General features: G+C 66.6%; 21 protein-coding genes. 4 read left to right on the forward strand and 17 right to left on the reverse strand.

What is annotated here, in order from left to right; all coding sequences use genetic code 11:
• Positions 1-138 precede the first annotated feature (138 nt).
• Together AADH62_RS12245 and AADH62_RS12250 are read right to left on the reverse strand one after the other, a co-directional pair.
• Positions 139-1,263 (reverse strand): aminotransferase class V-fold PLP-dependent enzyme, encoded by a 1,125-nt coding sequence (locus AADH62_RS12245; RefSeq protein WP_341579710.1) that lies wholly within the window; start codon positions 1,261-1,263, stop codon positions 139-141.
• Positions 1,264-1,314: 51 nt separating this feature from the next.
• Entirely contained in the window at positions 1,315-2,103 is a 789-nt protein-coding gene (locus AADH62_RS12250) for an isoprenyl transferase (protein ID WP_341579711.1), read from the reverse strand.
• A gap of 170 nt (positions 2,104-2,273) precedes the next feature.
• Here AADH62_RS12250 and trhA point away from each other — a divergent pair, with 170 nt between their 5' ends.
• The gene (trhA, locus tag AADH62_RS12255) at positions 2,274-2,963 is read left to right on the forward strand and encodes a PAQR family membrane homeostasis protein TrhA (RefSeq protein WP_300593100.1); all 690 of its coding nucleotides are present in this window, start codon (positions 2,274-2,276) and stop codon (positions 2,961-2,963) included.
• A gap of 12 nt (positions 2,964-2,975) precedes the next feature.
• Here the strand turns inward: trhA and AADH62_RS12260 are convergent, their stop codons facing one another.
• Positions 2,976-3,266, reverse strand: coding sequence for a hypothetical protein (locus AADH62_RS12260; protein ID WP_341579712.1), 291 nt, complete (start codon positions 3,264-3,266; stop codon positions 2,976-2,978).
• A gap of 68 nt (positions 3,267-3,334) precedes the next feature.
• Here AADH62_RS12260 and AADH62_RS12265 point away from each other — a divergent pair, with 68 nt between their 5' ends.
• Both AADH62_RS12265 and greA read left to right on the forward strand, forming a co-directional pair.
• A complete protein-coding gene (locus tag AADH62_RS12265) occupies positions 3,335-3,754 on the forward strand; it encodes a DUF4307 domain-containing protein (RefSeq protein ID WP_341579713.1) in 420 nt (139 codons plus the stop codon).
• 78 nt (positions 3,755-3,832) lie between these two features.
• Positions 3,833-4,324 carry a transcription elongation factor GreA gene (gene greA, locus AADH62_RS12270; protein WP_292708378.1) on the forward strand — a complete coding sequence of 164 codons (492 nt, stop codon included), beginning with the start codon at positions 3,833-3,835 and terminating at the stop codon, positions 4,322-4,324.
• Positions 4,325-4,333: 9 nt separating this feature from the next.
• Here the strand turns inward: greA and ilvA are convergent, their stop codons facing one another.
• Both ilvA and AADH62_RS12280 read right to left on the reverse strand, forming a co-directional pair.
• Complete coding sequence (gene ilvA, locus AADH62_RS12275) at positions 4,334-5,560, reverse strand: threonine ammonia-lyase (protein WP_341579714.1); 1,227 nt, start codon at positions 5,558-5,560, stop codon at positions 4,334-4,336.
• Positions 5,557-6,750 carry an AI-2E family transporter gene (locus AADH62_RS12280; protein WP_341579715.1) on the reverse strand — a complete coding sequence of 398 codons (1,194 nt, stop codon included), beginning with the start codon at positions 6,748-6,750 and terminating at the stop codon, positions 5,557-5,559. Before AADH62_RS12280 ends, ilvA begins: the two co-directional genes overlap by 4 nt.
• Before the next feature lie 62 nt (positions 6,751-6,812).
• Here AADH62_RS12280 and AADH62_RS12285 point away from each other — a divergent pair, with 62 nt between their 5' ends.
• The gene (locus tag AADH62_RS12285) at positions 6,813-7,724 is read left to right on the forward strand and encodes a hypothetical protein (RefSeq protein ID WP_341579716.1); all 912 of its coding nucleotides are present in this window, start codon (positions 6,813-6,815) and stop codon (positions 7,722-7,724) included.
• Between the two features lie 27 nt (positions 7,725-7,751).
• Here the strand turns inward: AADH62_RS12285 and AADH62_RS12290 are convergent, their stop codons facing one another.
• The 12 genes from AADH62_RS12290 to AADH62_RS12345 form a co-directional block, all read right to left on the reverse strand.
• Complete coding sequence (locus AADH62_RS12290; protein WP_341579717.1) at positions 7,752-8,645, reverse strand: M48 family metalloprotease; 894 nt, start codon at positions 8,643-8,645, stop codon at positions 7,752-7,754.
• Between the two features lie 17 nt (positions 8,646-8,662).
• A complete protein-coding gene (locus AADH62_RS12295) occupies positions 8,663-9,232 on the reverse strand; it encodes a LemA family protein (RefSeq protein WP_292708368.1) in 570 nt (189 codons plus the stop codon).
• Between the two features lie 66 nt (positions 9,233-9,298).
• A complete protein-coding gene (locus AADH62_RS12300; protein WP_341579718.1) occupies positions 9,299-10,612 on the reverse strand; it encodes a D-arabinono-1,4-lactone oxidase in 1,314 nt (437 codons plus the stop codon).
• Positions 10,609-11,838, reverse strand: a complete 1,230-nt coding sequence (locus AADH62_RS12305) for an alanine racemase (RefSeq protein ID WP_341579719.1) — start codon at positions 11,836-11,838, stop codon at positions 10,609-10,611. The genes AADH62_RS12300 and AADH62_RS12305 overlap by 4 nt, the downstream gene beginning before the upstream one ends.
• Before the next feature lie 122 nt (positions 11,839-11,960).
• Positions 11,961-13,313, reverse strand: a complete 1,353-nt coding sequence (locus AADH62_RS12310; protein ID WP_341579720.1) for an HNH endonuclease signature motif containing protein — start codon at positions 13,311-13,313, stop codon at positions 11,961-11,963.
• Between the two features lie 77 nt (positions 13,314-13,390).
• Positions 13,391-14,071 (reverse strand): response regulator transcription factor, encoded by a 681-nt coding sequence (locus tag AADH62_RS12315; RefSeq protein WP_341579721.1) that lies wholly within the window; start codon positions 14,069-14,071, stop codon positions 13,391-13,393.
• On the reverse strand, positions 14,068-16,599 hold the full coding sequence (locus AADH62_RS12320) for a DUF4118 domain-containing protein (protein ID WP_341579722.1): 2,532 nt from the start codon (positions 16,597-16,599) through the stop codon (positions 14,068-14,070). Before AADH62_RS12320 ends, AADH62_RS12315 begins: the two co-directional genes overlap by 4 nt.
• Positions 16,600-16,627: 28 nt before the next feature.
• Positions 16,628-17,257: a potassium-transporting ATPase subunit KdpC gene (kdpC, locus tag AADH62_RS12325; RefSeq protein ID WP_341579723.1), complete on the reverse strand. Its 630-nt coding sequence runs from the start codon at positions 17,255-17,257 to the stop codon at positions 16,628-16,630.
• A gap of 20 nt (positions 17,258-17,277) precedes the next feature.
• Positions 17,278-19,437 carry a potassium-transporting ATPase subunit KdpB gene (gene kdpB, locus AADH62_RS12330; protein WP_341579724.1) on the reverse strand — a complete coding sequence of 720 codons (2,160 nt, stop codon included), beginning with the start codon at positions 19,435-19,437 and terminating at the stop codon, positions 17,278-17,280.
• Complete coding sequence (gene kdpA, locus AADH62_RS12335; protein WP_341579725.1) at positions 19,437-21,119, reverse strand: potassium-transporting ATPase subunit KdpA; 1,683 nt, start codon at positions 21,117-21,119, stop codon at positions 19,437-19,439. The genes kdpB and kdpA overlap by 1 nt, the downstream gene beginning before the upstream one ends.
• A gap of 1 nt (position 21,120) precedes the next feature.
• The gene (kdpF, locus tag AADH62_RS12340; protein WP_300593079.1) at positions 21,121-21,210 is read right to left on the reverse strand and encodes a K(+)-transporting ATPase subunit F; all 90 of its coding nucleotides are present in this window, start codon (positions 21,208-21,210) and stop codon (positions 21,121-21,123) included.
• Positions 21,207-21,344 carry a hypothetical protein gene (locus tag AADH62_RS12345; protein ID WP_341579726.1) on the reverse strand — a complete coding sequence of 46 codons (138 nt, stop codon included), beginning with the start codon at positions 21,342-21,344 and terminating at the stop codon, positions 21,207-21,209. The genes kdpF and AADH62_RS12345 overlap by 4 nt, the downstream gene beginning before the upstream one ends.
• Between the last annotated feature and the right edge of the window lie 266 nt (positions 21,345-21,610).

A 21,610-nucleotide genomic window follows, 5' to 3' on the forward strand; every position in this document is an offset into this window, starting at 1 on the left:
GGGGTCACGAGTCGCGATCCTGACGGCCGACCCGGTCGGGCGCCTTGCCCGACGAGTTGAACGTACGACGGGGAGCGGGTGGCGTAGGCATCGACACGCTGTCGGTCCCGTTACGTCGAGGTAAATTCCTCGCGGGTTCTACCAGGCTCGCGAAGCAGAGTAGGCCGAAAGTGCGGAGGCGAACAGCAAGAGGGATTCGTCGTCAGTCCCGGCGTGGGTGGAGACGCGGATCGTGCCGCCGCGAGGAGTAATCGTGACTCCTGCGTTGGCGAGCGCAGCCGCCAGCGGTGCGGCATCCTGCGGTTCGGGAGCCAGGGTCACGATTCCCGCGCGAAGCTGGGGCTCTCGAGGAGTGATGACGGGAATGGCGTTCTCGTCGGCGATCTCGATCACCCGCGTCGCCCGCGTCTCGACTGCTGCGCCGATCGTCGCCACACCAACCTCGTGAATCTCATGGAGCGCACTTCCGAGGCGCGCAGCCGCAAGCGAATCGGCCTTCGAAACGATGAAGGCGCGCGCGTCACGCGACGGCTCGGGCACCTCATCCACGGGCAGGCCATCGGCTACCCCCGCATAGCCCGAGAGCACGGGAGCCAGCCGATCGACGGCGCGCGGGCTGTACGAGGCGACCCCTGTGCCGCGCCCGGCGCGCAGCCACTTGTATCCGTTAGCGCAGACGACGTCGGCGGCACCGTAATCGGCGTCGACGATCCCGAGCCCCTGGATCGCGTCGACGATGAGCAGGCGATCCCCGATCACATCGCGGAGGGCGCTGAGGTCGACGCGATAGCCGGTGCGGAAATCCACGAGGCTCACGGCGACGGCGGTCACCTCATCGGTGAGGGCGTCGCGGACGGCATCCGGAGTCATGAACCCGTTCTCGGGATCCAGCCACGCCGCTCGCATGGTACCGAGCGATGCCTCGGCGCGCGCGGCGGCAATGGTGAGGGCGGGGAACTCAGCGCGCGACAGCAGCAGCGTGCCGCTGAGGCCATAGATCGCCTGCTGCAGGCCGTGGCTCGTCGAGGGCTGAATGACGATCTGCTCTGCGGGCACACCCAAGACGGATGCCGCGTGAGTACGCGACTGGTCGACGTGCTCGTTCACCAGGTCGACGCTCGAACGGCGCCCCGTGCCCAGCAGCTCGGCATCCGCGTGAACTTCGCTGCGAACATTGGGAGAGAGCGGACCGAATGCCGCCCAGTCGAGGTAGCCGGGCTCGGAATCGAAGGACTCGATATACGTCGTGATGTCACCCGTCACGGTCACATTGTGGCACGCCCACGGCGCACCGCGGGCGGGTGTTCCCCGCGCTCAGCTCCCGAAGCGGCGTTCGCGACTCGCGTAGTTGCGCAGGGCACGAAGAAAATCGACCTCGCGAAGGTCAGGTCCGAGAGCCTCCATGAAGTAGAACTCGCTGTGAGCACTCTGCCAGAGCAGGAAGTCGCTGAGCCGCTGCTCGCCCGAGGTCCGGATCACGAGATCGGGATCCGCCTGACCGCCGGTGTAGAGGTGTTCGCCGATCTGCTCAGGCGTGAGGCTTGCCGCAAGCTCCTCGAGCGAGCCTCCGTCGCGGTCGTGGGCGGCGATGATGCTGCGGACGGCATCCACGATCTCGGAGCGCCCACCGTAGCCCACAGCGAGATTCACGTGAAGACCGGCGTTTCCTGCCGTCCGGTCTTCCGCAGCACGCAGCACTGTGGTCAGTTCTGGGGGAAGGAGGTCGGCTCGGCCCACGTGCTTGACCCGCCAGTCGCGCACCCTTGAGAGCTCCTCGGCGAGACCCGCGATGATCTGCAGCAGGTCGTTGAGTTCTGCAGCGTCACGTTTGCGGACATTGTCCGTCGAAAGCAGGTAGAGCGAGACGACCTTGACTCCGAGGTCGTCGCACCACTCCAAGAACTCGCGCATCTTGGCCGCACCCGCACGATGACCGTGCGCTGCAGTTTCGTACCCGAGCTGACGAGCCCACCGACGATTGCCGTCGATCATCATCGCGATGTGATGCGGCATGTTCTCCGGTGTCAGTTCACGGCGGAGGCGAGCGGTGTAGAGCCGATACAGCGGGCCCTTGCCGCGCGCTGTTCCGACTCCCGATGCCACACGGCCACGTTACTCCTGCGCCACACCGACGCGAGGACGATCCGCAGCACCGGCGCGTGCCCCCGCGGGAATACTCGGGCCCGTAGGCTCGGGGTGTGACCCCGTCTGGCGTGAACCACCCGACCGAGCGCCCGGCCCCCGAATGGGACGAGGCCGTCGATGGCGCTGAGATGCCCCGACTGCCCCTCATCGAAGAGGCCGAGGCAGTCGCCTCCGACGAACTCAAGCCGTCCTGGCGCGGCTGGATCCACGCAGCGACCTTCCCGATCGCCATCGCTGCCGGCATCGTCCTCATTGTGCTGTCACAGGGCGCGGCGGCGAAGTGGTCGGCTGCCGTATTCATGCTCACATCGCTGCTGCTCTTCGGCAATTCAGCCCTGTACCACCGGTTCCGCTGGAAGCCGAAGACCCGTGCCGTCCTCAAGCGCATCGACCACGCCAACATCCTGCTGCTGATCGCGGGAACCTACACCCCGATCGCGGTGCTCGCGCTCCCGACAAGCCAGTCGGTCATCCTGCTTTCTCTCGTCTGGGGCGGGGCGATTCTCGGCATCCTGTTCCGCGTGTTCTGGATCGACGCGCCGCGATGGCTTTATGTGGCGCTCTACCTCGTGCTCGGCTGGGCGGCGGTCATGTACATCGTGCCGCTGTTCCAGGCCAACGCCGCCATGATGGTCCTTGTCGCGGTGGGCGGCATCCTCTACACACTGGGCGCCGTCGTATACGCGCTCAAGCGCCCGAACCCGTGGCCGAACCACTTCGGATTTCACGAGATCTTCCACGTATGCACCGTGCTCGCGTTCCTGTGCCACTGGACGGCGTGCCTGCTCATCGGACTCAGCCCCGCCTATCACGGCTAGAGCCTCGCGCAGCTAGGACCGCTCGGGCTCTCCGGGCTCGGGGTCTCCGCCGTCAGTGTCTCCGGTTTCTGAACCCGACTCCGCGGCGGCTTCCGCCTGCGCCTCGGCGTCCAGTTCTTCGCGGATGTCGGCGCGCACCCGGCCACGACGGATGCGACGCATCATGTCGGTGATGAGCAAGATCACGACGACCGCCAGCAGTGCGATGACCAGAAAGCCCCACGGGCCCGGGGTGACGAGGTCGGGGTTGACCGTCTCCGACGGGCTTGGAACCGGGGTCGAGGTCCCCAACAAAATGCGCATCATGTCTCGTTTCGACTGGCCAGCGTCTAGCCTGGAGTTCCAGCCTAACGACTCACAAGACACCGCCGATGACGACCGCACTCCCCACCTCTGACGACGCGATCCGCGCGAAGCTCGACGATCGCTACGGACGCCGACGCGCACGCGCACCGCGGTGGGTCATCGGCCTCGGACTCGTGATCGTCGTTGCCGTCATCGGATGGTTCGGCTGGATGACGGTGGCCAGTTCCCTCGAAAGCGTGGATGCCGACACCACCGGATTCACCGTGGTCGATGACGGGTCAGTGAGCCTGAGTTTCCAGGTGACGGCGCCCCTGGAGCGCGAGGTAGCGTGCATCCTGGAGGCGCAGGACGAAGAACACGGCATCGTGGGTTGGCGGGTATTGGTGATTCCTCCCTCGAGCGATCACACGCGGGCGTTCGTCGAGACGATCCCGACGACAGCGGCAGCGACGACGGGTTTGATCAACTCCTGCTGGGTGACGTAATCTAGCGGGACGAATTCCACGACGCCCTGGCGCTGCCGGGGCGTCTTGCCATATCGGCGCCGACGAAAGGAGACGCTCGTGTCCAGCGATGCCCCGGTGACCTTCCTGACCCAGGAGGCCTTCGACCGCCTCCACGCCGAGCTCGAGCACCTGTCGACCGTCGGCCGTGAAGAGATCGCCAAGCGCATCGAGATTGCACGCGAAGAGGGCGACCTCAAGGAGAACGGCGGATACCACGCCGCCAAGGACGAGCAGGGCAAGCAGGAGGCTCGGATCCGTACGCTCCAGGCGCTGCTCAAGAACGCCACGGTGGGCGTCGCGCCCGAGAGCACGGGCGTCGTCGAGCCGGGCACGGTCGTGACCGCCGTCGTCGCCGGTGGCGAAGAGGTTTTCCTTCTCGGTAACCGCGAGATCGGTGCCGGGTCAGAGCTCGATGTCTACAGCGAGGCGTCGCCGCTGGGCTCTGCCATCCTGGGTCTGAAGGAAGGCGACAAGACGTCGTACACCGCACCCAACGGGCGGGAGATTGCGGTCGAGATCGTCAAGGTCGAGACCTACGGCGGGCAGTAGGCCGCCGCATCAGTCCGCGTCGACGTGGACGACGAACCCGGCGTTCTCGAGCGTCGCGATGACGTGCGCCTTGTGTTCTTCGCCGCGCGTCTCGACACTCAACTGCAGAATCACCTCGCTGATCTGAAGACCCTGCCCATGACGGGTGTGCAGGACTTCAATCACGTTGGCGCCCGCGAGCGCAAGCAGTTCTGAGACCCGGGCCAGCTGTCCGGGGCGATCTGGCAAGGGGATGCGCATCGTCATGTAGCGACCGGATGCCGACAGTCCGTGTGCGACGACCCGTTGCAGCAGCAGCGGGTCGATGTTGCCCCCCGACAGGACGCACGCAGTCGGCCCCTGAGCCGTGACCTTACCGGCGAGGATGGCGGCGACGCCGACCGCCCCAGCCGGCTCGACGACCTGCTTCGCGCGTTCGAGCAACACGAGGAGCGCACGCGCGATGTCGTCCTCCGACACGGTGACGACCTCATCCACCAGCTGGCTGATGATCTCGAAGGGCAGATCTCCCGGCCGAGCCACGGCGATTCCGTCGGCGATCGTGGCTCGAGTGGCAACCTCCAGGGGTCGCCCGGCTGCGAGCGACGCCGGGTAGGCTGCGGAGTTTTCGGCTTGGACGCCGATGACGCGCACCGTGCGGCCGACTGCCGCGGCGCGCGCCTTCACCGCGGCGGCGACACCCGACAGCAATCCCCCACCGCCGATCCCGATGATGACGGTGTCGAGGTCGGGCATGTCATCCATCAGTTCGAGGCCGAGGGTGCCCTGCCCGGTGATGATGTCCCCGTGATCGAAGGGGTGAATCAGCACGGCGCCGGTACGCTCCGCGAACTCCGCCGCGAGGCGAAGCGGCGTCTCGACGGTGGCGCCCTCGAGGATGACGTCAGCGCCATAGCCGCGCGTAGCGAGGAGCTTGGGGACGGGCACCCCGAGCGGCATGAAGATCGTCGCCGGGATTCCGAGCTCCCGGGCAGCAAGCGCAACCCCCTGGGCGTGGTTTCCTGCCGATGCAGCGACGACGCCGCGCGCGCGCTCATCCTCCGTCAGCCGCGACAGCCGGTACGCAGCACCGCGGATCTTGAACGAACCGGTGCGCTGCAGGTTTTCGAGCTTGAGTGCGACAGGGACGCCGAGGAGGTCGGTCAGGTGCAGGGACTCATCCATCGGGGTGCGTCGGATGACCCCCGAGAGAGTTGCTGCAGCATCCTCGATCTCGGGCAGGGTGGGGATGCTCACGTGCTGATTCTCCTCGGGCGGGGAACTGTCGACCAAATCAGGTCGGGGGCGTCGAGTTTCGCACCGGGCTCCCAGGCGCGGTCACCGAGATATACCGCCACGACGTTGATGAACGCAGCCAGCGGCACGGCGAAGAGGGCTCCCGGAATGCCGGCTATCAGCGCACCACCGGCGACCACGAGGACGACGGCAAGGGGGTGCACCTTGACCGCCGATCCCATGAGAAGCGGCTGAAGCACATGACCCTCGAGTTGCTGAACGCCGAGCACGACCACCAGCATCCACAGCGCGATCCAGGGTCCGTTGTAGACGAGGGCAAGGAAAACGGCGAGCGCGCCGGTGACGACCGCACCGACGATGGGGATGAAGGAGCCGAGGAACACGAGCACGGCGATGGGGATCGCGAGCGGAACGCCGAGCAGGAACGCCCCCAGACCGATTCCGATCGCGTCGATCGTAGCGACGAGCAACTGGGTTCGCGCATAGTTGGCGACGGTCACCCAGCCGGCGCGGCCGGCGCCATCGACAGCGGGGCGCGCCGCTCGCGGGAACAGCCGCGTGGTCCAGCGCCAAATCCCTGCTCCATCGGCGAGGAGGGTAAGGAGGATGAAGATCGTGAGCAGCGCCCCCGTTGCGACGTGACCGACCGTGGTGCCGATGGCCAGCGCACCCGACCACAGCAGCTCTGCCTGCTGCTGAATGAAGGTCCAGGCCTGCGCGAGCAGGTCATCGATCTGGGTCTCGGTCAGGTGGAGCGGCCCGTCGATCAGATACTGCCGGAACTGCTGTATGGCCTCGATCGTGCGCGTCTGTACCGAAGACCACTCGCGCGTGATCTGCCAGATGGCGAGCCACAGTAAGCCGGTGACGATCGCTGCCGCGCCGAGGACGGTGATGGCGATCGCAAGCCACCTGGGGAAGCGCAGGCGCAGCATCCCCGCGAACGCGGGCCAGACCAGCGCCGTGATCAGGATCGCGATCAGCAACGGAATGACCAGCAACTTGAGCTGAATGACGAGCCAGATCCCGACACCGATCGCCGCGGCGATGACCAGGAAGCGCCACGCGTACGCGGCGGCAAGCTGGAAGCCTGAGGGGATGCCGCGCGTTTGCTGCATCGTGACGATCCGTCGCCGGTCCCGGATCGCGTCGAAGAACGACCCCGTGGGCTTGTCGTCGGACGTGCTCATCCGTTCAGTCTAGAACTGGCACATGCCGTGAACCGGATGTGCTGGCGCGCTAGCGTGGGGGTGTGAAACGTGGCCCCCTGATCGCCGTCGTTGCGGCGGGAGTCGTGCTTCTGGCAGTCGCCGGACTTGTGCTGTGGCTTCTCCAGCGCCCGCCGGGACCGCAGGCAGTCGCCGAGGACTACCTCCGTGCGCTGGCCGGCGGCGACGCCGACACGGCGTTGGATCTCGTCGCCTCCGACAGCCTCGATCCGTCGTTGATCGAAGCCGCGTTCGCGGGGGCTACTGCCACGATCTCGGATGCCGAGGTCACAGGCGTCATCGAGGATGGCGAGACTGCCACCGCGTCGATTACCTACACCCTCGATTCGACCTCCGGCTCGGGTGAGCTGATGCTTCAGCAGACTCCCACCGGCTGGAAAGTCGCCCCGGACGGGCTCGGTACGGTCACGATCACCTCGACACTCGGTGATGCCGCCGCGATCGGCACAGCGGTGTTCGGGGTGAACGAACCCGTCCTGTTGCTGCCCGCGCTCTACGAGATCGACGCCGCTCCGGTCGGCATCCTGACCGGAGCGCTGACCGTCGCCGTGGCACCTGGCTCGGCCGCGACAGCAGCACTGCAGCCGCAGCTCTCGGACACCGCGCTTGAGACGGCATCCGCGCAGGTGCAGGCATACGTCGACGCATGCACCGCTCCTGCCGATGCGGTGCCCGAGAACTGCGGCATCCGGGTTCCCTGGGCCGCAGACCTCGCCACACTGACCTCGCTCTCTTTCCGCGTCGAGACGGCACCGACGCTCGCCTTTGCCGAGGACCTGTCGAGCTTTGCCGCTACCGGCGGGGTCCTCGTCGCGACGGCATCCGGCACGACCAGGGACGGAGCGTCGGGAACGTTCACCTATCGCACCGACGACTGGTCGCTGCGCGGGGGCATGGCCTTCAGCGGCAACCAACTCGTCTTGTCGGTCGACTGACCTGCACCCGCTGCCGATCGGGAGATCTCAGAACTGGCCGCCCATGGTGTGGAGGCGCTCGATGCGGTCCGGGATCGGCGGGTGGGTTGCGAACAGGCGCGACATGCCCTTGGCGCTGAGTGGGTTGGCAAACCACAGGTGGGCCATCGACGTGTTCTCGCGGCTGAGCGGTCGCGCGTGCTCCTCGAGCTTGGCCAGCGCCGAGGCGAGGCCGTCCGGGTCACGGGTCGTGAGCGCGCCGGTTGCGTCGGCGAGGTACTCGCGTTGACGCGAGATTGCGGCCTGGACCGCACCGGCAAGAAGTGGTGCGACGATCGCTGCGACGATGCCGAAGATGAGGAAGAACAGCTGCGCTTGACTGTTGTTGCCCCCGGAGCGGCGCAGACCACCGAAGAATGCCATCCGCATCAGGATGTCGGCCAACAGCCCCACCGCCACGACGAGGCCGAACACGATGAGCGATACCCGGATGTCGTAGTTGCGGATGTGGCCGAGCTCGTGCGAGAGGACGCCCTCGAGCTCCCGGTCGGTCATGATCTCGAACAGGCCGGTCGTCACGGTGATCGCGGCCTCTTCGGGCTTACGGCCGGTGGCGAAGGCGTTCGGTGCGGCATCCTCGACGACGTACAGGCGCGGCATCGGTGTGCCGGTCGTGATGCACAGGTTCTCGACGAGCCGGTAGTAGCGCGGCGCCTCCTCGCGGGACACAGGGATGGCGCCGGCCATCGCAAGCGCCTCACGGTCTGCCGCGAAGTACTGCACGGTGGCGTAGCCGACGGCGAAGATCAGCACGAAAGCGGTCACCCACCAGTTGTTGCCCATGAGCCATCCGGCGAGCAGCCCGATGGCTCCCAGGCCCAGGACGAACAGGACGAGGATGAACCAGGTGTTGCGCTTGTTCCGCGCGATGGCGCTGTACATGCGACCTCAGGGGTCGATCAGAACTGAATGCGCGGCGGCTCGGAGATCGCTGCCCCGTCGACGACCTCGAAGAACTCCCGCTCAGTGAAACCGAGATTCTTCGCGAAGAGGTTGTTCGGGAAGACCTTGATCTTCGTGTTCAACTCGCGAACGCCACCGTTGTAGAAGCGGCGGGATGCCTGAATCTTGTCTTCGGTGTCGACCAGCGCCTGCTGCAACTGCAGGAAGTTCGTGCTGGCCTGCAGCTGGGGGTAGGCCTCAGCGACGGCGAACAGCGACTTGAGAGCTTGCTGCACGTGGCCTTCGGCGACACCAGCCTCTGCGGGCCCGGATGCGGAGAGTGTCTCGGCTCGCGCCTGGGTGACGTTCTCGAACACCGCTCGCTCATGGGCCGCGTAGCCCTTGACGGTCTCGATCAGGCCCGGGATCAGGTCCGCTCGTCGCTTGAGCTGGACGGTGATGTCGCTCCACGCCTCATCGACACGCACGTTCAGCTGCACAAGCGAGTTGTATGTCGCCCATAGATAGATACCGACGATGACGATGAGCGCCACGACGATCAGTACCGGGATCAGCCACTCCCACATGGCCCCCATCCTAGGGGACTCGGCTGCTCGCTGACTGTGAGTGCGTCGGGTGCCGCCACCACCGGATCAGGCGCCGAGAACCCGTTCCAGGTAGGTGTTCTGGAACGCGCGACGCGGGTCGAGCCGGTCGCGTAGCGACACGAAGTCATCGAACCGGGGGTACCGCTCACGCAGCAGGTCGGCATCCAACGTATGCATCTTGCCCCAGTGGGGCCTGCCGCCATGCTCGAGCATGATCTGCTCGACGGCAGTGAAATACTCGGTCGGGTCTTCTCGCCAATACCGGTGCACGGCAATGTAGCCGGAATCGCGGTCGTACGCGGTTGAGAGCCACCGATCGTCGGCAGCGGCGAAACGCACTTCCACCGGGAAGGAGATGCGCCATCCGCGAGCGCGAATGAGCGCCCGCATCTCGTCGAATGCCGGACGCACGGCGGCGGCTGGCAGCGCGTACTCCATCTCGCGGAAGCGGACCGTGCGACTCTGGGTGAAGACGCGGTTGGACCGGTCCGTGTAGTCGCGGTTGCCGGTGAGCTTGACTGCGAGCCGAGAGAACGGCGGCACGACGCCCGGCACCTGCGCTCCAACGGCACACACCGCCCGGTAAACACCGTTCGCGAGCAGTGTCTCATCGACCCACTTCCCCACCGTGGGCAGGGGCTTGCGGACAGCGGATTCGGGCAGACGCGTGTTCGACTTCGTCAGCGCGACATCCGTGTGCGGGAACCAGTAGTACTCGAAATGGTCGGTACTCGCGACTCGGTCATCGAGGGTGTCCAGGACGTCCGCCAGGGGCTCCGGGCGCTCGGTTGCTTCGAGAACGAAGGCAGGGACGCATTGGACGGTGACGTCGACCAGGATGCCCAGGGCGCCGAGCCCGAGGGCGACGGCCGGAAGGAGGTCGGCGTTCTCGGTGTCACTGACACGCAGGATGTCTCCGGTTCCCGTGACGAGGGTCGCGCCGACGATCTGGGTGGAGATCCCACCGAAGGCAGCACCCGTCCCGTGCGTTCCGGTCGAGATGGCACCGGCTATCGTCTGCCGGTCAATGTCTCCGAGGTTCTGCATCGCCAGGCCGTGGCGCGCGAGGATCCCCGGGATCTGGTGCAACCGCGTTCCGGCGCGCAGCGTCACGCGACGCCGTTCGTGGTCGATCGACATGAGGCCCGAGAGATCGGTGAGATCGAGCAGGACGTCGGGCGCGATAGCGATTCCCGTGAAGCTGTGCCCGGCGCCCACCGCCTTGATGCGTCGGCCGCGGGTGATTGCCGCCTTTACCGAGCGCTGCACGGCATCCGCGGATGCCGGGAACTCGACGCTCTGCGGCCGCACTCGTGCCGAGCGTCCCCAGTTCTGCCATGTACCGCCGGGTCGTGTCACAGGAACGCCTTCCCTTCGCCGCGATACGTCGGTGCTTCGCCGACGACGGTGTCGTCATCCAGGAGCAGATAGCGCTCGACCCGCTCGGCGAGCTCCCCGCTCTTGGCGTGCCGGAACCACACCCGATCTCCGACGTTCAAGCTTCGAGCCGCTTCACCCTGCAGCGGGGTCTGCACCTCCCCGGCTCCTTCGCGAGAAAGTGTGCGAAGACCCTGCGGCCACACGGGCTTCGGCTGGCGCGACGCGACGGGCGGGCCTGACGCGATCCATCCGCCGCCGAGCACCGTTGCGATGTCGGGAGTCGGCTTGCGCACCACCTCGAGCGAGAAGGCTGCCGCTGGTTGGGGCGCGAAGACGCGGTATCCGTCGAACAGGTGACCGGCGAACAGGCCGCTTCCCGCCGTCAGTTCCGTAACAGCCTGGTCGGATGCCGTGAACTCCAGTGATCCGGTTCCACCGCCGTTGACGAACTCGAGGGGGGCGATCGGGCGCAGCGCTGCGACGATCGCCTCGCGCCGCTCCAGAAGCTCAGCGGACGAACGCTGCTGCATCCATCGGATGAGTCCGTCGCCGGATCCGGTGGCATCCCCCTGGCCGGCGATCTGCGCCTCGTACATCATGAGCCCGACGAGCCGGAAACCGTCGCGCCTGGTGATTGCCCGCGCGAGGCTCGCCACCTCCCCCGGCTCGTGCACCGGCGAGCGGCGCACGCCGATGTGGCCGAGCGCGGGGGCGCGCCAGGACGCGTCGGCGTCGATCGCGACACGGATCGCGGGCCGCGCGCGCGGCGGCACGACGGCATCGACGACGTCGAGCTGGGCGAGATCGTCGACCATGAGGGTGACGCGCGCGCACGCCTCCTCGCTCTGGGCGAGGGCGAGGATCGCCGCGCGGTCAACGGTCGGATAGCCGAGCACGACGTCGTCGTGCGTCTCGGCGAGCCACAGCGCTTCGGGGAGCGTGAAAGCGAGGATGCCTGCGTAGCCCGGGAGCGCGAGTGTAGCGTCGATGGCTTCTCGCACCCGGACGGACTTGCTGGCAACCCGGATCGGCACGCCCGCGGCGCGCACCGCCATATCGAGCGCGTTGTGACGCAGCGCACCGAGGTGCAGGGTCGCGACGGGACCGGAGACATCGGCTATGGCGTCAGTTTGCCTGCGCCAATAGGTGGCGGCGTCGGGAGCCGGCTGTCTCGCATCCGCCATGGCCTGACCAAGCGACACCATGACGGCACTCTACTGGTCGCGCGCGGGCTCGCCGACACGGCGTGCGCGGATCCCCTCGCCGCACCGCGCACGAGATCTATCGCCCCGGAGCCAGTGCAACTGTCGTAGCCGCGCAGGCCGGTTCAGGCGGCGTTGGGGTAGAAGGTGGGGAGGTGTCGTTCGGGTTTGACGATGTACCGGCGGCCGTGTGGGGATACCCATTCCAACGACCCGTCGTCGAGGTGGGTGATCTGCCACCCGCCGTGGTGTCTCACGGTGTGATGACCTTGGCACAACGGTGCCGTGTTCGTCACGGATGTTTCACCCCCGTCGGCCCACGCGACAGAGTGGTCGATCTGGCACTGGGAGGCCGGTTTCCCGCATCCGGGGCTCATGCACCGGTCAGCCCGCCACGTCACCAGTCTCGCCAGCTCCGGCGGTGGCCGATACCTCGTGCGCCCCACGCTGATGACGACCCCGGTTTCGGGGTGGGTGAGCACCCGCATCCACCCCGACGCGTTACCTGCCAGCTCCCGGGCGGTGTCGATCGGGATCGGACCGACCCCTTCCACCTCCGCCGGATCGATCACACCCTCGACCCCGAGCAGCGCGAGGGCTGGGACGGTGACCACAACGGTCGCGCGGATCCCCCGAGCCTGCTCCGGGTGCTGAGCCACGGTTCCGTCGATGAGCAGGTCGCAGAACACGTCAGCACGAATCTCATCCAGACTCCGCTCCGACCCATCCCCCGGTTGTCCGCCGCGGGTCGAACCGCGGTCGTGGTCACGGATCACCACAGCTTTCTGGGTGACCCGCCCGTAGATCGCGTGAGCTTCCACCGACGGGACCAAAGCGTGCACCCACGACATCGAATCCCCCGCCGGTTCCACCATGATCCGACGGCCCCGCACCGCCACCTGATGACGCTCCGTCAGCGTCGGGGCGGTTTCCCGGTCAATCAGGCGCCGTAACGCCCGCCGGAACGACCCCACCGGCAACGATTCCGCCAGCCCCAACGCCAGCCCCACCAACCGTGCCGCGACCACCGGGTCCAACACGTCGAGGTCATCGACCAGGATCTCCGCATGCCGAACCGTCACGTTCGCGTGCGACAGGGACTCCAACACCGTCGGGTAGGAGTGCACGAGGGACTCGGCGCGGGCAAGCATCATCCCCGCCGCGTTCTCCGTCACCCGCAACGCCGCGGCGAGTTCGAGGCGTAGGGACCGCATCACCAGCTCCCGCGACCCACCCCCATACCGGGTGACATCATCCAGGGCTTCGAGGCGGAGGTCATCGACCCGCGCGAACCGTTGCGCCGCGAACACCGCCTCCATGTCAGCAGCCTCCAAGACAAGTGCAACAGCGTCAGGACGCGGCGGAACCCACCCCGCCACCTCCGCATCCCACTCCCGCACATCACCCTCATACAGGAACGCGTCGGCATCCGAAGCGCCGGGCCACTGACCCGAATCACCCGCACCAACTGCTTCCATACCCCGACACTACGAGGGGCCTCCGACATTCAAACCCCGGCCAGGAGCACGCGTCCGGCCCAATTGACCGGGACCGCTCACGCCTCAAGGGTGAGTCGGTAGCCCATCCCCGATTCGGTCAGCAGATGGACCGGGTGGCCGGGGTCGACCTCCAACTTCTTGCGCAACTGCGAGATGTAGAGACGGAGGTACCCGGTATCGGTGACCTGCTCGGTGCCCCAGAGAGTCTTCAGCAGCGTCTGCCTTGTTACCAGGGTTCCGGGGTTACGGGCGAGGAACTCGAGCATCCGCCATTCGGTCGGAGTCAGATGAACACGGGCGCCGCGTCGCCGAACGCTCTTGGCTGACAGATCGACCTCGACATCCCCGAAACGCACCATGGATTCGCCCGTCGGTGCCGATGATGACCGCCGTGTCAGTGCGCGCAGGCGTGCGAGGAGCTCATCGATCTGGAAGGGCTTGGTGACGTAGTCGTCTGCGCCGGCATCCAGCGCTTCCACCTTGTCGGCGGAACCCGAACGTCCCGACACCACGATGATCGGCACCTCGCTCCAGCCTCGAATGGCGTGGATGACCCCAACCCCGTCAAGGTGCGGCATCCCGAGATCGAGCATGATCACGTCGGGGTGCTCCTTGGCGGCGAGCGCTATCGCCGCCGGTCCGTCTGGCGCCGCCACGACGTCGTAACCGTGCGCGGCGAGGGTGATGCGCACGGCCCGCACGAGTTGCGGGTCGTCGTCTGCGACCAGGACCTTCACGACGCCACGCCCGTCCGCTCGGCGACAGCCGCATCGTCATCCCCGACCATAGGCGCGGTGCCAAGCTCCACCACCATCGTCAGGCCCCCGCCCGGGGTGTCCTCAGCCATCAAGGTCCCGCGCATCCCCTCGGTGAAACCGCGAGAGAGCGCAAGCCCCAGCCCGAGCCCCGTCGTGTTGTCGGTGTCGCCCAGCCGCTGGAACGGCGTGAACATGTCCGAACGACGATCCGTCGAGATGCCAGGACCACGGTCGATGACCCGCACCTGAACGCGATCACCGAGAACGCTGGTCGTCACTCTCACCGCGGTGCCGACCGGCGAGTGACGGTGAGCATTGGTGAGCAGGTTGACCACGACACGCTGCAGCAACACCGGGTCGGCAAGGACATTCGGCACCTCCACATCCAGAGCAAGCTCCACCGCGGCCGGGCCCAGGCTGAGTTCGTCGAGCGAAGCGAGCACAACGTCTCCGACATCCGTCGACGTCAGCGAGACGGCAAGTGCTCCGGCCTCGATCCGGCTGACATCGAGCAAGTCGGTGAGAAGCCGCGAGAGGGTATCGAGGCTCTCGACGGCAGTGTCCAGCAGATCAGCGCGGTCCTGCTCACCGAGCGCGGCCCCCGCGGCGCGAAGCCCGCCGACAGCGGCAAGCGCGGCGGCGAGCGGACGACGAAGGTCATGGCTCACCGCCGAGAGGAGGGCGCTGCGGACCTGATCGGCTTCGGCAAGGATGTCGGCTGCCCGGGCGGTCTCCTGAAGTGCTGTCTGCTCGAGCGCGGCATCCAGCTGGGCAACCACAACACCCAACAGGCGCCGCTCCGATGCGTCAAGATCGCCGCCATGAAGTTCCAACGTCGCGCGCTCGCCGATGGGTACGTCGCTGTGACGCCCGTTCAGAAGCGGTTCGCCGTCGGTTGCGAGCACGTCGCCAGATTCGTCGACGAGGCGAGCGCCCGACATTCCGAACGCCTCGCGCGCACGAGCAACGAGGGCCGGAACGGCGCCCTGACCGCGCAGCACCGAGCCCGCGACAGTTCCGATGAGCTCGGCTTCGGCGGTGGCGCGCAGGGCACGGCGCGCCGCACGAGCAGCTCGATCGACGACGAGGCTGACAAGAATCGCGATGATCACGTACAGGGCGAGGGCCCACGCGTTGCGCGGATCCGCGATCGTGATCGTGTACAACGGCTCGACGAAGAAGAAGTTGAGCGTGAGTCCCGACATGATCGCGGCAAACACAGCCGGCCAAATTCCACCGACCAACGCCACAGCGACGACGAGCAGCTGATAGGCAAGCACATCGGCAGTGATGCTGTCTTGATCCCGGATCGCAATCAACAGCCAGGTCAGCAGTGGGCCGCCGCTAACGGCGAGCGCGAACCCCAGGATGCGGCGACGGATGCTCAGCGCCCCGCCCTTCAGCCGGCGAAGTGAGAACCGGCTGCCGGCGGCGGCATGAGTGACGATGTGCACATCGATGTCGCCGGATTCGCGGATGACGGTCGCTCCGATTCCCGGTCCGGTGAGCGCCGACGCAAGTCGGCCACGTCGGCTCACGCCCACGACCAGTTGCGTAGCGTTCACCGATCGAGCGAACTGCACCAGCGCCGTCGGGATGTCGTCGCCGACAACCTGGTGATACGTCCCCCCGAGGCTCTCAGTGAGGGTTCGCTGCGCCTCGAGCGCGCCGGGAACCGCACCGCGAAGACCGTCCTGGCTGCTCACGTGCACGGCGAGCATCTCTCCACCAGCAGAGCGAGCAGCGATCCTTGCGCCCCGACGGATGAGAGTCTCCCCCTCCGGCCCGCCTGTGATGGCGACCACGACGCGCTCACGCGCCTGCCAGGTCCCGCTGATCCCGTGCTCCTGACGGTAGGACTGCAGGGCACTGTCAACCTCGTCGGCGAGCCAGAGCAGGGCGAGTTCACGCAGCGCAGTGAGGTTCCCGAGGCGGAAGTAGTTGGAAAGGGCGGCATCGACGCGCTCGGCCGGATACACGACACCCATGGCGAGGCGATCGCGCAGCGTCTGCGGAGCGAGGTCGACGACCTCGATCTGGTCGGCGCCGCGCACCACGGCATCCGGCACCGTCTCGCGTTGCACGACACCGGTGATCTTCTCGACAACATCACCCAGCGACTCGATGTGCTGAACGTTGAGAGTCGTGATCACATCGATCCCGGCTGCCCGCAGGTCCTCGACATCCTGCCAACGCTTCTCATTGACAGAGCCGGGCGCGTTGGTGTGCGCGAGTTCGTCCACCAGCGCGATGGCCGGTTGGCGGCTCAACACCCCCTCGAGGTCCATCTCGGTCAACGCGGTGCCGCGGTGGTTCACCGTCTTACGCGGCATGACCGGTAGCCCCTCGGTCAGGGCGGCGGTGGCGGCGCGACCGTGGGTTTCGACGATGGCGATGACGACGTCGAGTCCCTCGCTCAACAGTCGTCGACCTTCCTCGAGCATCTCGTAGGTCTTGCCGACACCGGGCGCGGCGCCCAGCAAGACCCGCAACGATCCGCGCTTCATGGGATCACCCTAGTTTCCGCATCCGTGCTCACGGGTCGAGGGCATCGAGGGCATCGAGGGCGAGGTTCAGCGCCACCACGTTGACCCTCGGTTCGCCGAGGTACCCGAGGTCTCGATTCTCGGTGTACTGCGACACGAGCGCTGAGACTTCGCGCTCGGAGAGCCCGCGCGCCTCAGCGACACGCGCCACTTGAAGCTCGGCGTAGGCAGGACTGATGTGAGGGTCAAGGCCTGACGCGCTCGCGGTCACGGCATCGGCGGGAACCTCCGATTCGGCGACGTTCTCGAAAGCGGCGATTGAGGCTTTGCGCTGCGCGATGGCCGCGATGAGGTCAGGATTCTCCGGACCCCAGTTCGAGCCGCTCGAGGCGCCCGCGTCATACCCGTCACCGGCAGCGGAGGGCCGGGACTGGAAGTACTCGGGAAGGGGGTTACCGTCGGCATCCGTGAACGATTGACCGATCAGCGAGCTGCCGACGACCTCGCCGGACCTGTCGGTCACCAGCGAACCTCCTGCTTGCCAGGGTAAGGCGAGCTGCCCGATTCCCGTGATGAGAGCCGTATAGCCGACACCGAGCACGACCGTGAAGACGAGCATCGCGCGGATCGCGACTGCCGCCTGGCGAAGGGTTGCTCGCGTGGTGTGACTGGTTGACATTGCGTTTCTCCCAGGGGTGATCAGAAGCCAGGAACGAGGCTGATGACGAGATCGATCAGCTTGATCCCGATGAAGGGGGCAATCACGCCGCCCAGGCCATAGATGAGCAGGTTTCGGCTGAGCACGCGGGATGCCGACGCCGGCCGGTAGGTGACACCGCGCAGTGCGAGCGGGATGAGAAAGACGATGACGACCGCGTTGAAGATGATCGCGCTCGTCACCGCCGAGGCCGGTGAGCTCAGTTGCATGATGTTCAGGGCCGCGAGGCCCGGGAACACACCCATGAACATCGCCGGGATGATCGCGAAGTACTTCGCGATGTCGTTGGCAAGCGAAAAGGTCGTGAGCGAACCGCGCGTGATGAGCAGTTGCTTCCCGATACGGACGATGTCGATCAACTTGGTCGGATCGCTGTCGAGGTCGACCATGTTGCCGGCTTCCTTCGCCGCCGAGGTGCCGGTGTTCATCGCAACCCCGACATCAGCCTGCGCGAGCGCAGGAGCATCGTTGGTGCCATCCCCCGTCATCGCGACCAGGCGCCCACCGGCCTGCTCCCGCTTGATGAGGGCGAGCTTGTCTTCGGGGGTCGCCTCCGCCAGAAAGTCATCAACCCCCGCTTCTCGAGCGATTGCGGCGGCGGTGATGGGGTTGTCTCCCGTGATCATCACGGTACGGATACCCATCGCGCGAAGTTCCTCGAACCGTTCGCGCAGACCCTCCTTCACGACATCCTTCAGGTGCACAACGCCCGACACCGTTCCCACCGTGCCCGTCAGGGTCGCCACGACAAGCGGGGTTCCGCCCGACGCAGCGATGCGATCGGCTTCGGCAGCTACGTGCGCTCGCACCTGGTCACTCGGCCCTGCACCGGATTGGTCGAGCCACGCGAGCACGGCGCTCCCGGCACCCTTTCGCACCAGCGTCCCGTCCGCAAGGTCGAGCCCCGACATCCGTGTCTGCGCCGTGAACGGAACCACAATCGCACCCTCCGGGAGGGAGACCCGGATGCCGCGGGCCGCGGCGAGGTCGACGATCGAAGCGCCCTCGGGAGTAGGGTCCGCCAGCGACGAGAGCGCCGCGACCCGGGTGAGGTCGGCCTCGGACACTCCGTCGAGAGGAGAGGTGTGCGTTGCGCGGCGGTTTCCGTACGTGATCGTTCCCGTCTTGTCGAGCAAGAGGGTGGTGACGTCGCCAGCCGCTTCGACTGCCCGACCCGACATCGCCAGCACGTTGCGCTGCACGAGCCGGTCCATCCCGGCGATGCCGATCGCCGAAAGCAACGCTCCGATCGTCGTCGGAATGAGGCAGACCAGGAGCGCGACGAGAACCGTGATCGATACCGGAGACGCAGCGTACGACGCGATCGGGTTGAGGGTAAGCACGACCATGACGAACACGAACGACAGACTCGACAGCAGGATGCTGAGGGCGATCTCGTTCGGCGTCTTCTGACGAGCGGCGCCCTCCACGAGGGCGATCATGCGGTCGACGAATGTCTCACCGGGTCTCGACGTGATCTTCACAACGATCCGGTCGGAGAGCACGCGAGTACCGCCGGTGACGGCCGAGCGATCGCCACCCGATTCGCGCACGACCGGCGCCGACTCGCCGGTAATCGCAGATTCGTCGACTGTCGCAATCCCCGCGATGATGTCGCCGTCGCCGGGGATGAGTTCGCCCGCCGCGACGATGACGACATCGCCGAGCGTGAGATCTGCCGACGAGACCTCCGCCGTCGACGCGCGCTCGGCTGCAGCATCCGACACGGAGTCATAGTCGCTGACTCGCCGCGCCATCGTCGAGGTACGCGTGCGCCGCAACGTTGCCGCCTGCGCCGTGCCGCGTCCCTCGGCAACGGATTCCGCGAGGTTTGCGAAAAGGACCGTCAGCCAAAGCCAGATCGCGATCGCCCACGTGAACCCGGCCGGCACGGGAGTCCCGCCGGATGCCTCGGGCCCACCGAGGAACGGCTCGGTGATCGCGATGGCGGTCGTCAGGGCTGCGCCGACCCAGACCAGCAGCATGACGGGGTTGCGCCACAGCGCCGCGGGGTTGAGCTTTCGCAACGCGCCGGGAAGCGCGGAGACCAGTTGCGCGCCGCTGAGCACGCGCGAGCGTCCTGGGCGCTCGGGTTGATCACCGCGAATCGCTGGTAGGTGTTCGTGGGTGGTACTGGACATCAGATAAGCCCTTCCGCCAGGGGTCCCAGCGTGAGTATGGGGAAGTAGGTGAGTGCCGTGACGACCACTGCCACGACAACAAGGAGACCGACGAACTGCGGCCGGTGGGTGGGTAGTGTCCCGACGGTCTCGGGCACGCGTTCTTGCGACGCAAGAGTTCCCGCCAGTGCGAGCACGAGAACGATCGGGATGAATCTGCCGAGCAGCATCGCGGTGCCCAACGCCGCGTTGAGCCACGGCGTGTTGGCTGTCAGACCGGCGAAGGCTGACCCGTTGTTGTTGGCTGCCGAGGTAAAGGCGTAGATGACCTCACTGAGTCCATGGACACCGGGATTCCAGATCGACGTGGACTCGACATCCGCTCGCACTGCCGGAATCGCAAAGCTCAGTGCGAGGCCGGACAGAACGAGGGTCGGTGTCACGAGAATGTAGAGGCTCGCAAGCTTCATCTCCGTCGGCCCGATGCGTTTGCCGACGTACTCGGGGGTGCGTCCGATCAGCAGGCCCCCGACGAACACGGCGATCACGGCGAGCACGAGCATTCCGTAGAGCCCTGATCCCACGCCGCCGGGTGCGATCTCGCCGAGCATCATGTTGATCACGGGGATCATGCCGCCCAGCGCGGTGTAGGAATCGTGCATCGAATTGACGGCGCCTGTGCTCGTGAGGGTCGTTGCGCCGGCGAAGAGCGTCGATCCCCAGATCCCGTACCGGGTCTCTTTGCCTTCCATCGCCGCTCCGGCAAGCTGCGGAGCACTACCCAGACCGAGCGACTCCACCCACGTCAAGACCGCGATCGAGGCGATCGCGATGACGCTCATCGCCGCGAGAATCGCGTAGCCCTGGCGATTGTCGCCGATCATCTTCCCGAAGGCTCGAGCCATCGCGACAGGAATCGCGAGCAAGAGCAGAATCTCGAACACGCTCGTCCACGGGGCCGGGTTCTCGAACGGATGCGCCGAGTTGGCGTTGAAGAATCCCCCGCCGTTGGTGCCGAGTTCCTTGATGGCTTCCTGGCTAGCGACCGGTCCGCCCGGGATCGTTTGGGTTGCTCCGGCGATCGTGTCCACGGCCGTGAACCCCGCGAAATTCTGAACGACGCCGGCAGTCAGGAGCGCGATTGCAGCAACGATAGCCAGCGGCAACAGCAGCCGCGTGATGCCGCGAATGAGGTCGACCCAGAAGTTCCCGATCGTGGGCGAGCCACGGCGGGCGAGTCCACGCACGAGAGCGACGGCAACGGCAATGCCGACAGCAGCCGAGACGAAGTTCTGAACCGCAAGCCCCGCGAGTTGGACGGTGTAGCCCACGGTCGTCTCGGGTGAGTACGACTGCCAGTTCGTGTTGGTCACGAACGAGACAGCGGTGTTGAAGGCAAGCCCCTCGGGCACAGCAGGAAGACCCAGCGAGTAGGGCAACACGGCCTGGAAACGTTGCAACGCGTAGACAAAGAGAACGCCGACGGCGGAGAAGACGAGAACGCCCCGCGCGTAGGCCTGCCATGTCTGCTCAGAGCGCGAGTCGACTCCGATCAGCCGATACATGCCCCGTTCGACGCGCCAGTCCTTCGTCGACGCGTAGGTGTGGGCTATCCAGTCACCCAGGGGGCGGTAGAGCAGGGCGAGGATGAGCAGTACGGTGCAGATCTGAAGGATGCCTGCCCAGATCGTCGAAGCATCCACCTCAGAACCTCTCCGGGTTCAGGAGCGCAACGATGAGATAGACGAGCGCAGCCACAGCGAGCGTGACGGCAAGCACAGAGAACACGATCATCGGCCCTCACCTGCGATCGGCAGGGTGGGAGAAGGGTCCGACGACGGCCGGATCAGCCGCTCGACCCCCTTCGCGATCAGGCCGACGAGCGCGAACAGGGCGAGCGTGGCGGCCACGGAGATGACGTCGAGCACGGGGACTCCCGGGGTTGCTGTTACGCCGTCGGATGACGGGCGCTCAACAGATGCAACCTCTTCCCCGCAGCGGGGTCGACGATCCTCACGGAATCCATACGGTCACGACCCGCATGCTTACGGATCCTCGACAACGCGCCGCTCCGCGACGCGCGGAGCCACCGGCGGCGTGGGCCCGAGCGTGACTCTCGCCCACCACAGCGACGAGGCACGCCGCCGCGCTACGCGCGGCACCGTGCCTCGTACCCCCGGTGGGACTCGAACCC

The sequence above is a fragment of the Microbacterium schleiferi genome, assembly GCF_038150145.1.
In the GTDB taxonomy this organism is placed as follows: Bacteria; Actinomycetota; Actinomycetes; order Actinomycetales; family Microbacteriaceae; genus Microbacterium; species Microbacterium schleiferi_B.

Excerpts from the sequence above, each read along its gene's own strand:
- trhA (WP_300593100.1), top strand. The coding sequence starts at position 2,274 with ATGCCCCGACTGCCCCTCATCGAAGAGGCCGAGGCAGTCGCCTCCGAC.
- AADH62_RS12260 (WP_341579712.1), bottom strand. The coding sequence starts at position 3,266 with ATGCGCATTTTGTTGGGGACCTCGACCCCGGTTCCAAGCCCGTCGGAG.
- AADH62_RS12265 (WP_341579713.1), top strand. The coding sequence starts at position 3,335 with ATGACGACCGCACTCCCCACCTCTGACGACGCGATCCGCGCGAAGCTC.
- AADH62_RS12280 (WP_341579715.1), bottom strand. The coding sequence starts at position 6,750 with ATGAGCACGTCCGACGACAAGCCCACGGGGTCGTTCTTCGACGCGATC.
- AADH62_RS12290 (WP_341579717.1), bottom strand. The coding sequence starts at position 8,645 with ATGTACAGCGCCATCGCGCGGAACAAGCGCAACACCTGGTTCATCCTC.
- AADH62_RS12295 (WP_292708368.1), bottom strand. The coding sequence starts at position 9,232 with ATGTGGGAGTGGCTGATCCCGGTACTGATCGTCGTGGCGCTCATCGTC.
- AADH62_RS12305 (WP_341579719.1), bottom strand. The coding sequence starts at position 11,838 with ATGGTGTCGCTTGGTCAGGCCATGGCGGATGCGAGACAGCCGGCTCCC.
- AADH62_RS12310 (WP_341579720.1), bottom strand. The coding sequence starts at position 13,313 with ATGGAAGCAGTTGGTGCGGGTGATTCGGGTCAGTGGCCCGGCGCTTCG.
- AADH62_RS12320 (WP_341579722.1), bottom strand. The coding sequence starts at position 16,599 with ATGAAGCGCGGATCGTTGCGGGTCTTGCTGGGCGCCGCGCCCGGTGTC.
- kdpC (WP_341579723.1), bottom strand. The coding sequence starts at position 17,257 with ATGTCAACCAGTCACACCACGCGAGCAACCCTTCGCCAGGCGGCAGTC.
- kdpB (WP_341579724.1), bottom strand. The coding sequence starts at position 19,437 with ATGTCCAGTACCACCCACGAACACCTACCAGCGATTCGCGGTGATCAA.
- kdpF (WP_300593079.1), bottom strand. The coding sequence starts at position 21,210 with ATGATCGTGTTCTCTGTGCTTGCCGTCACGCTCGCTGTGGCTGCGCTC.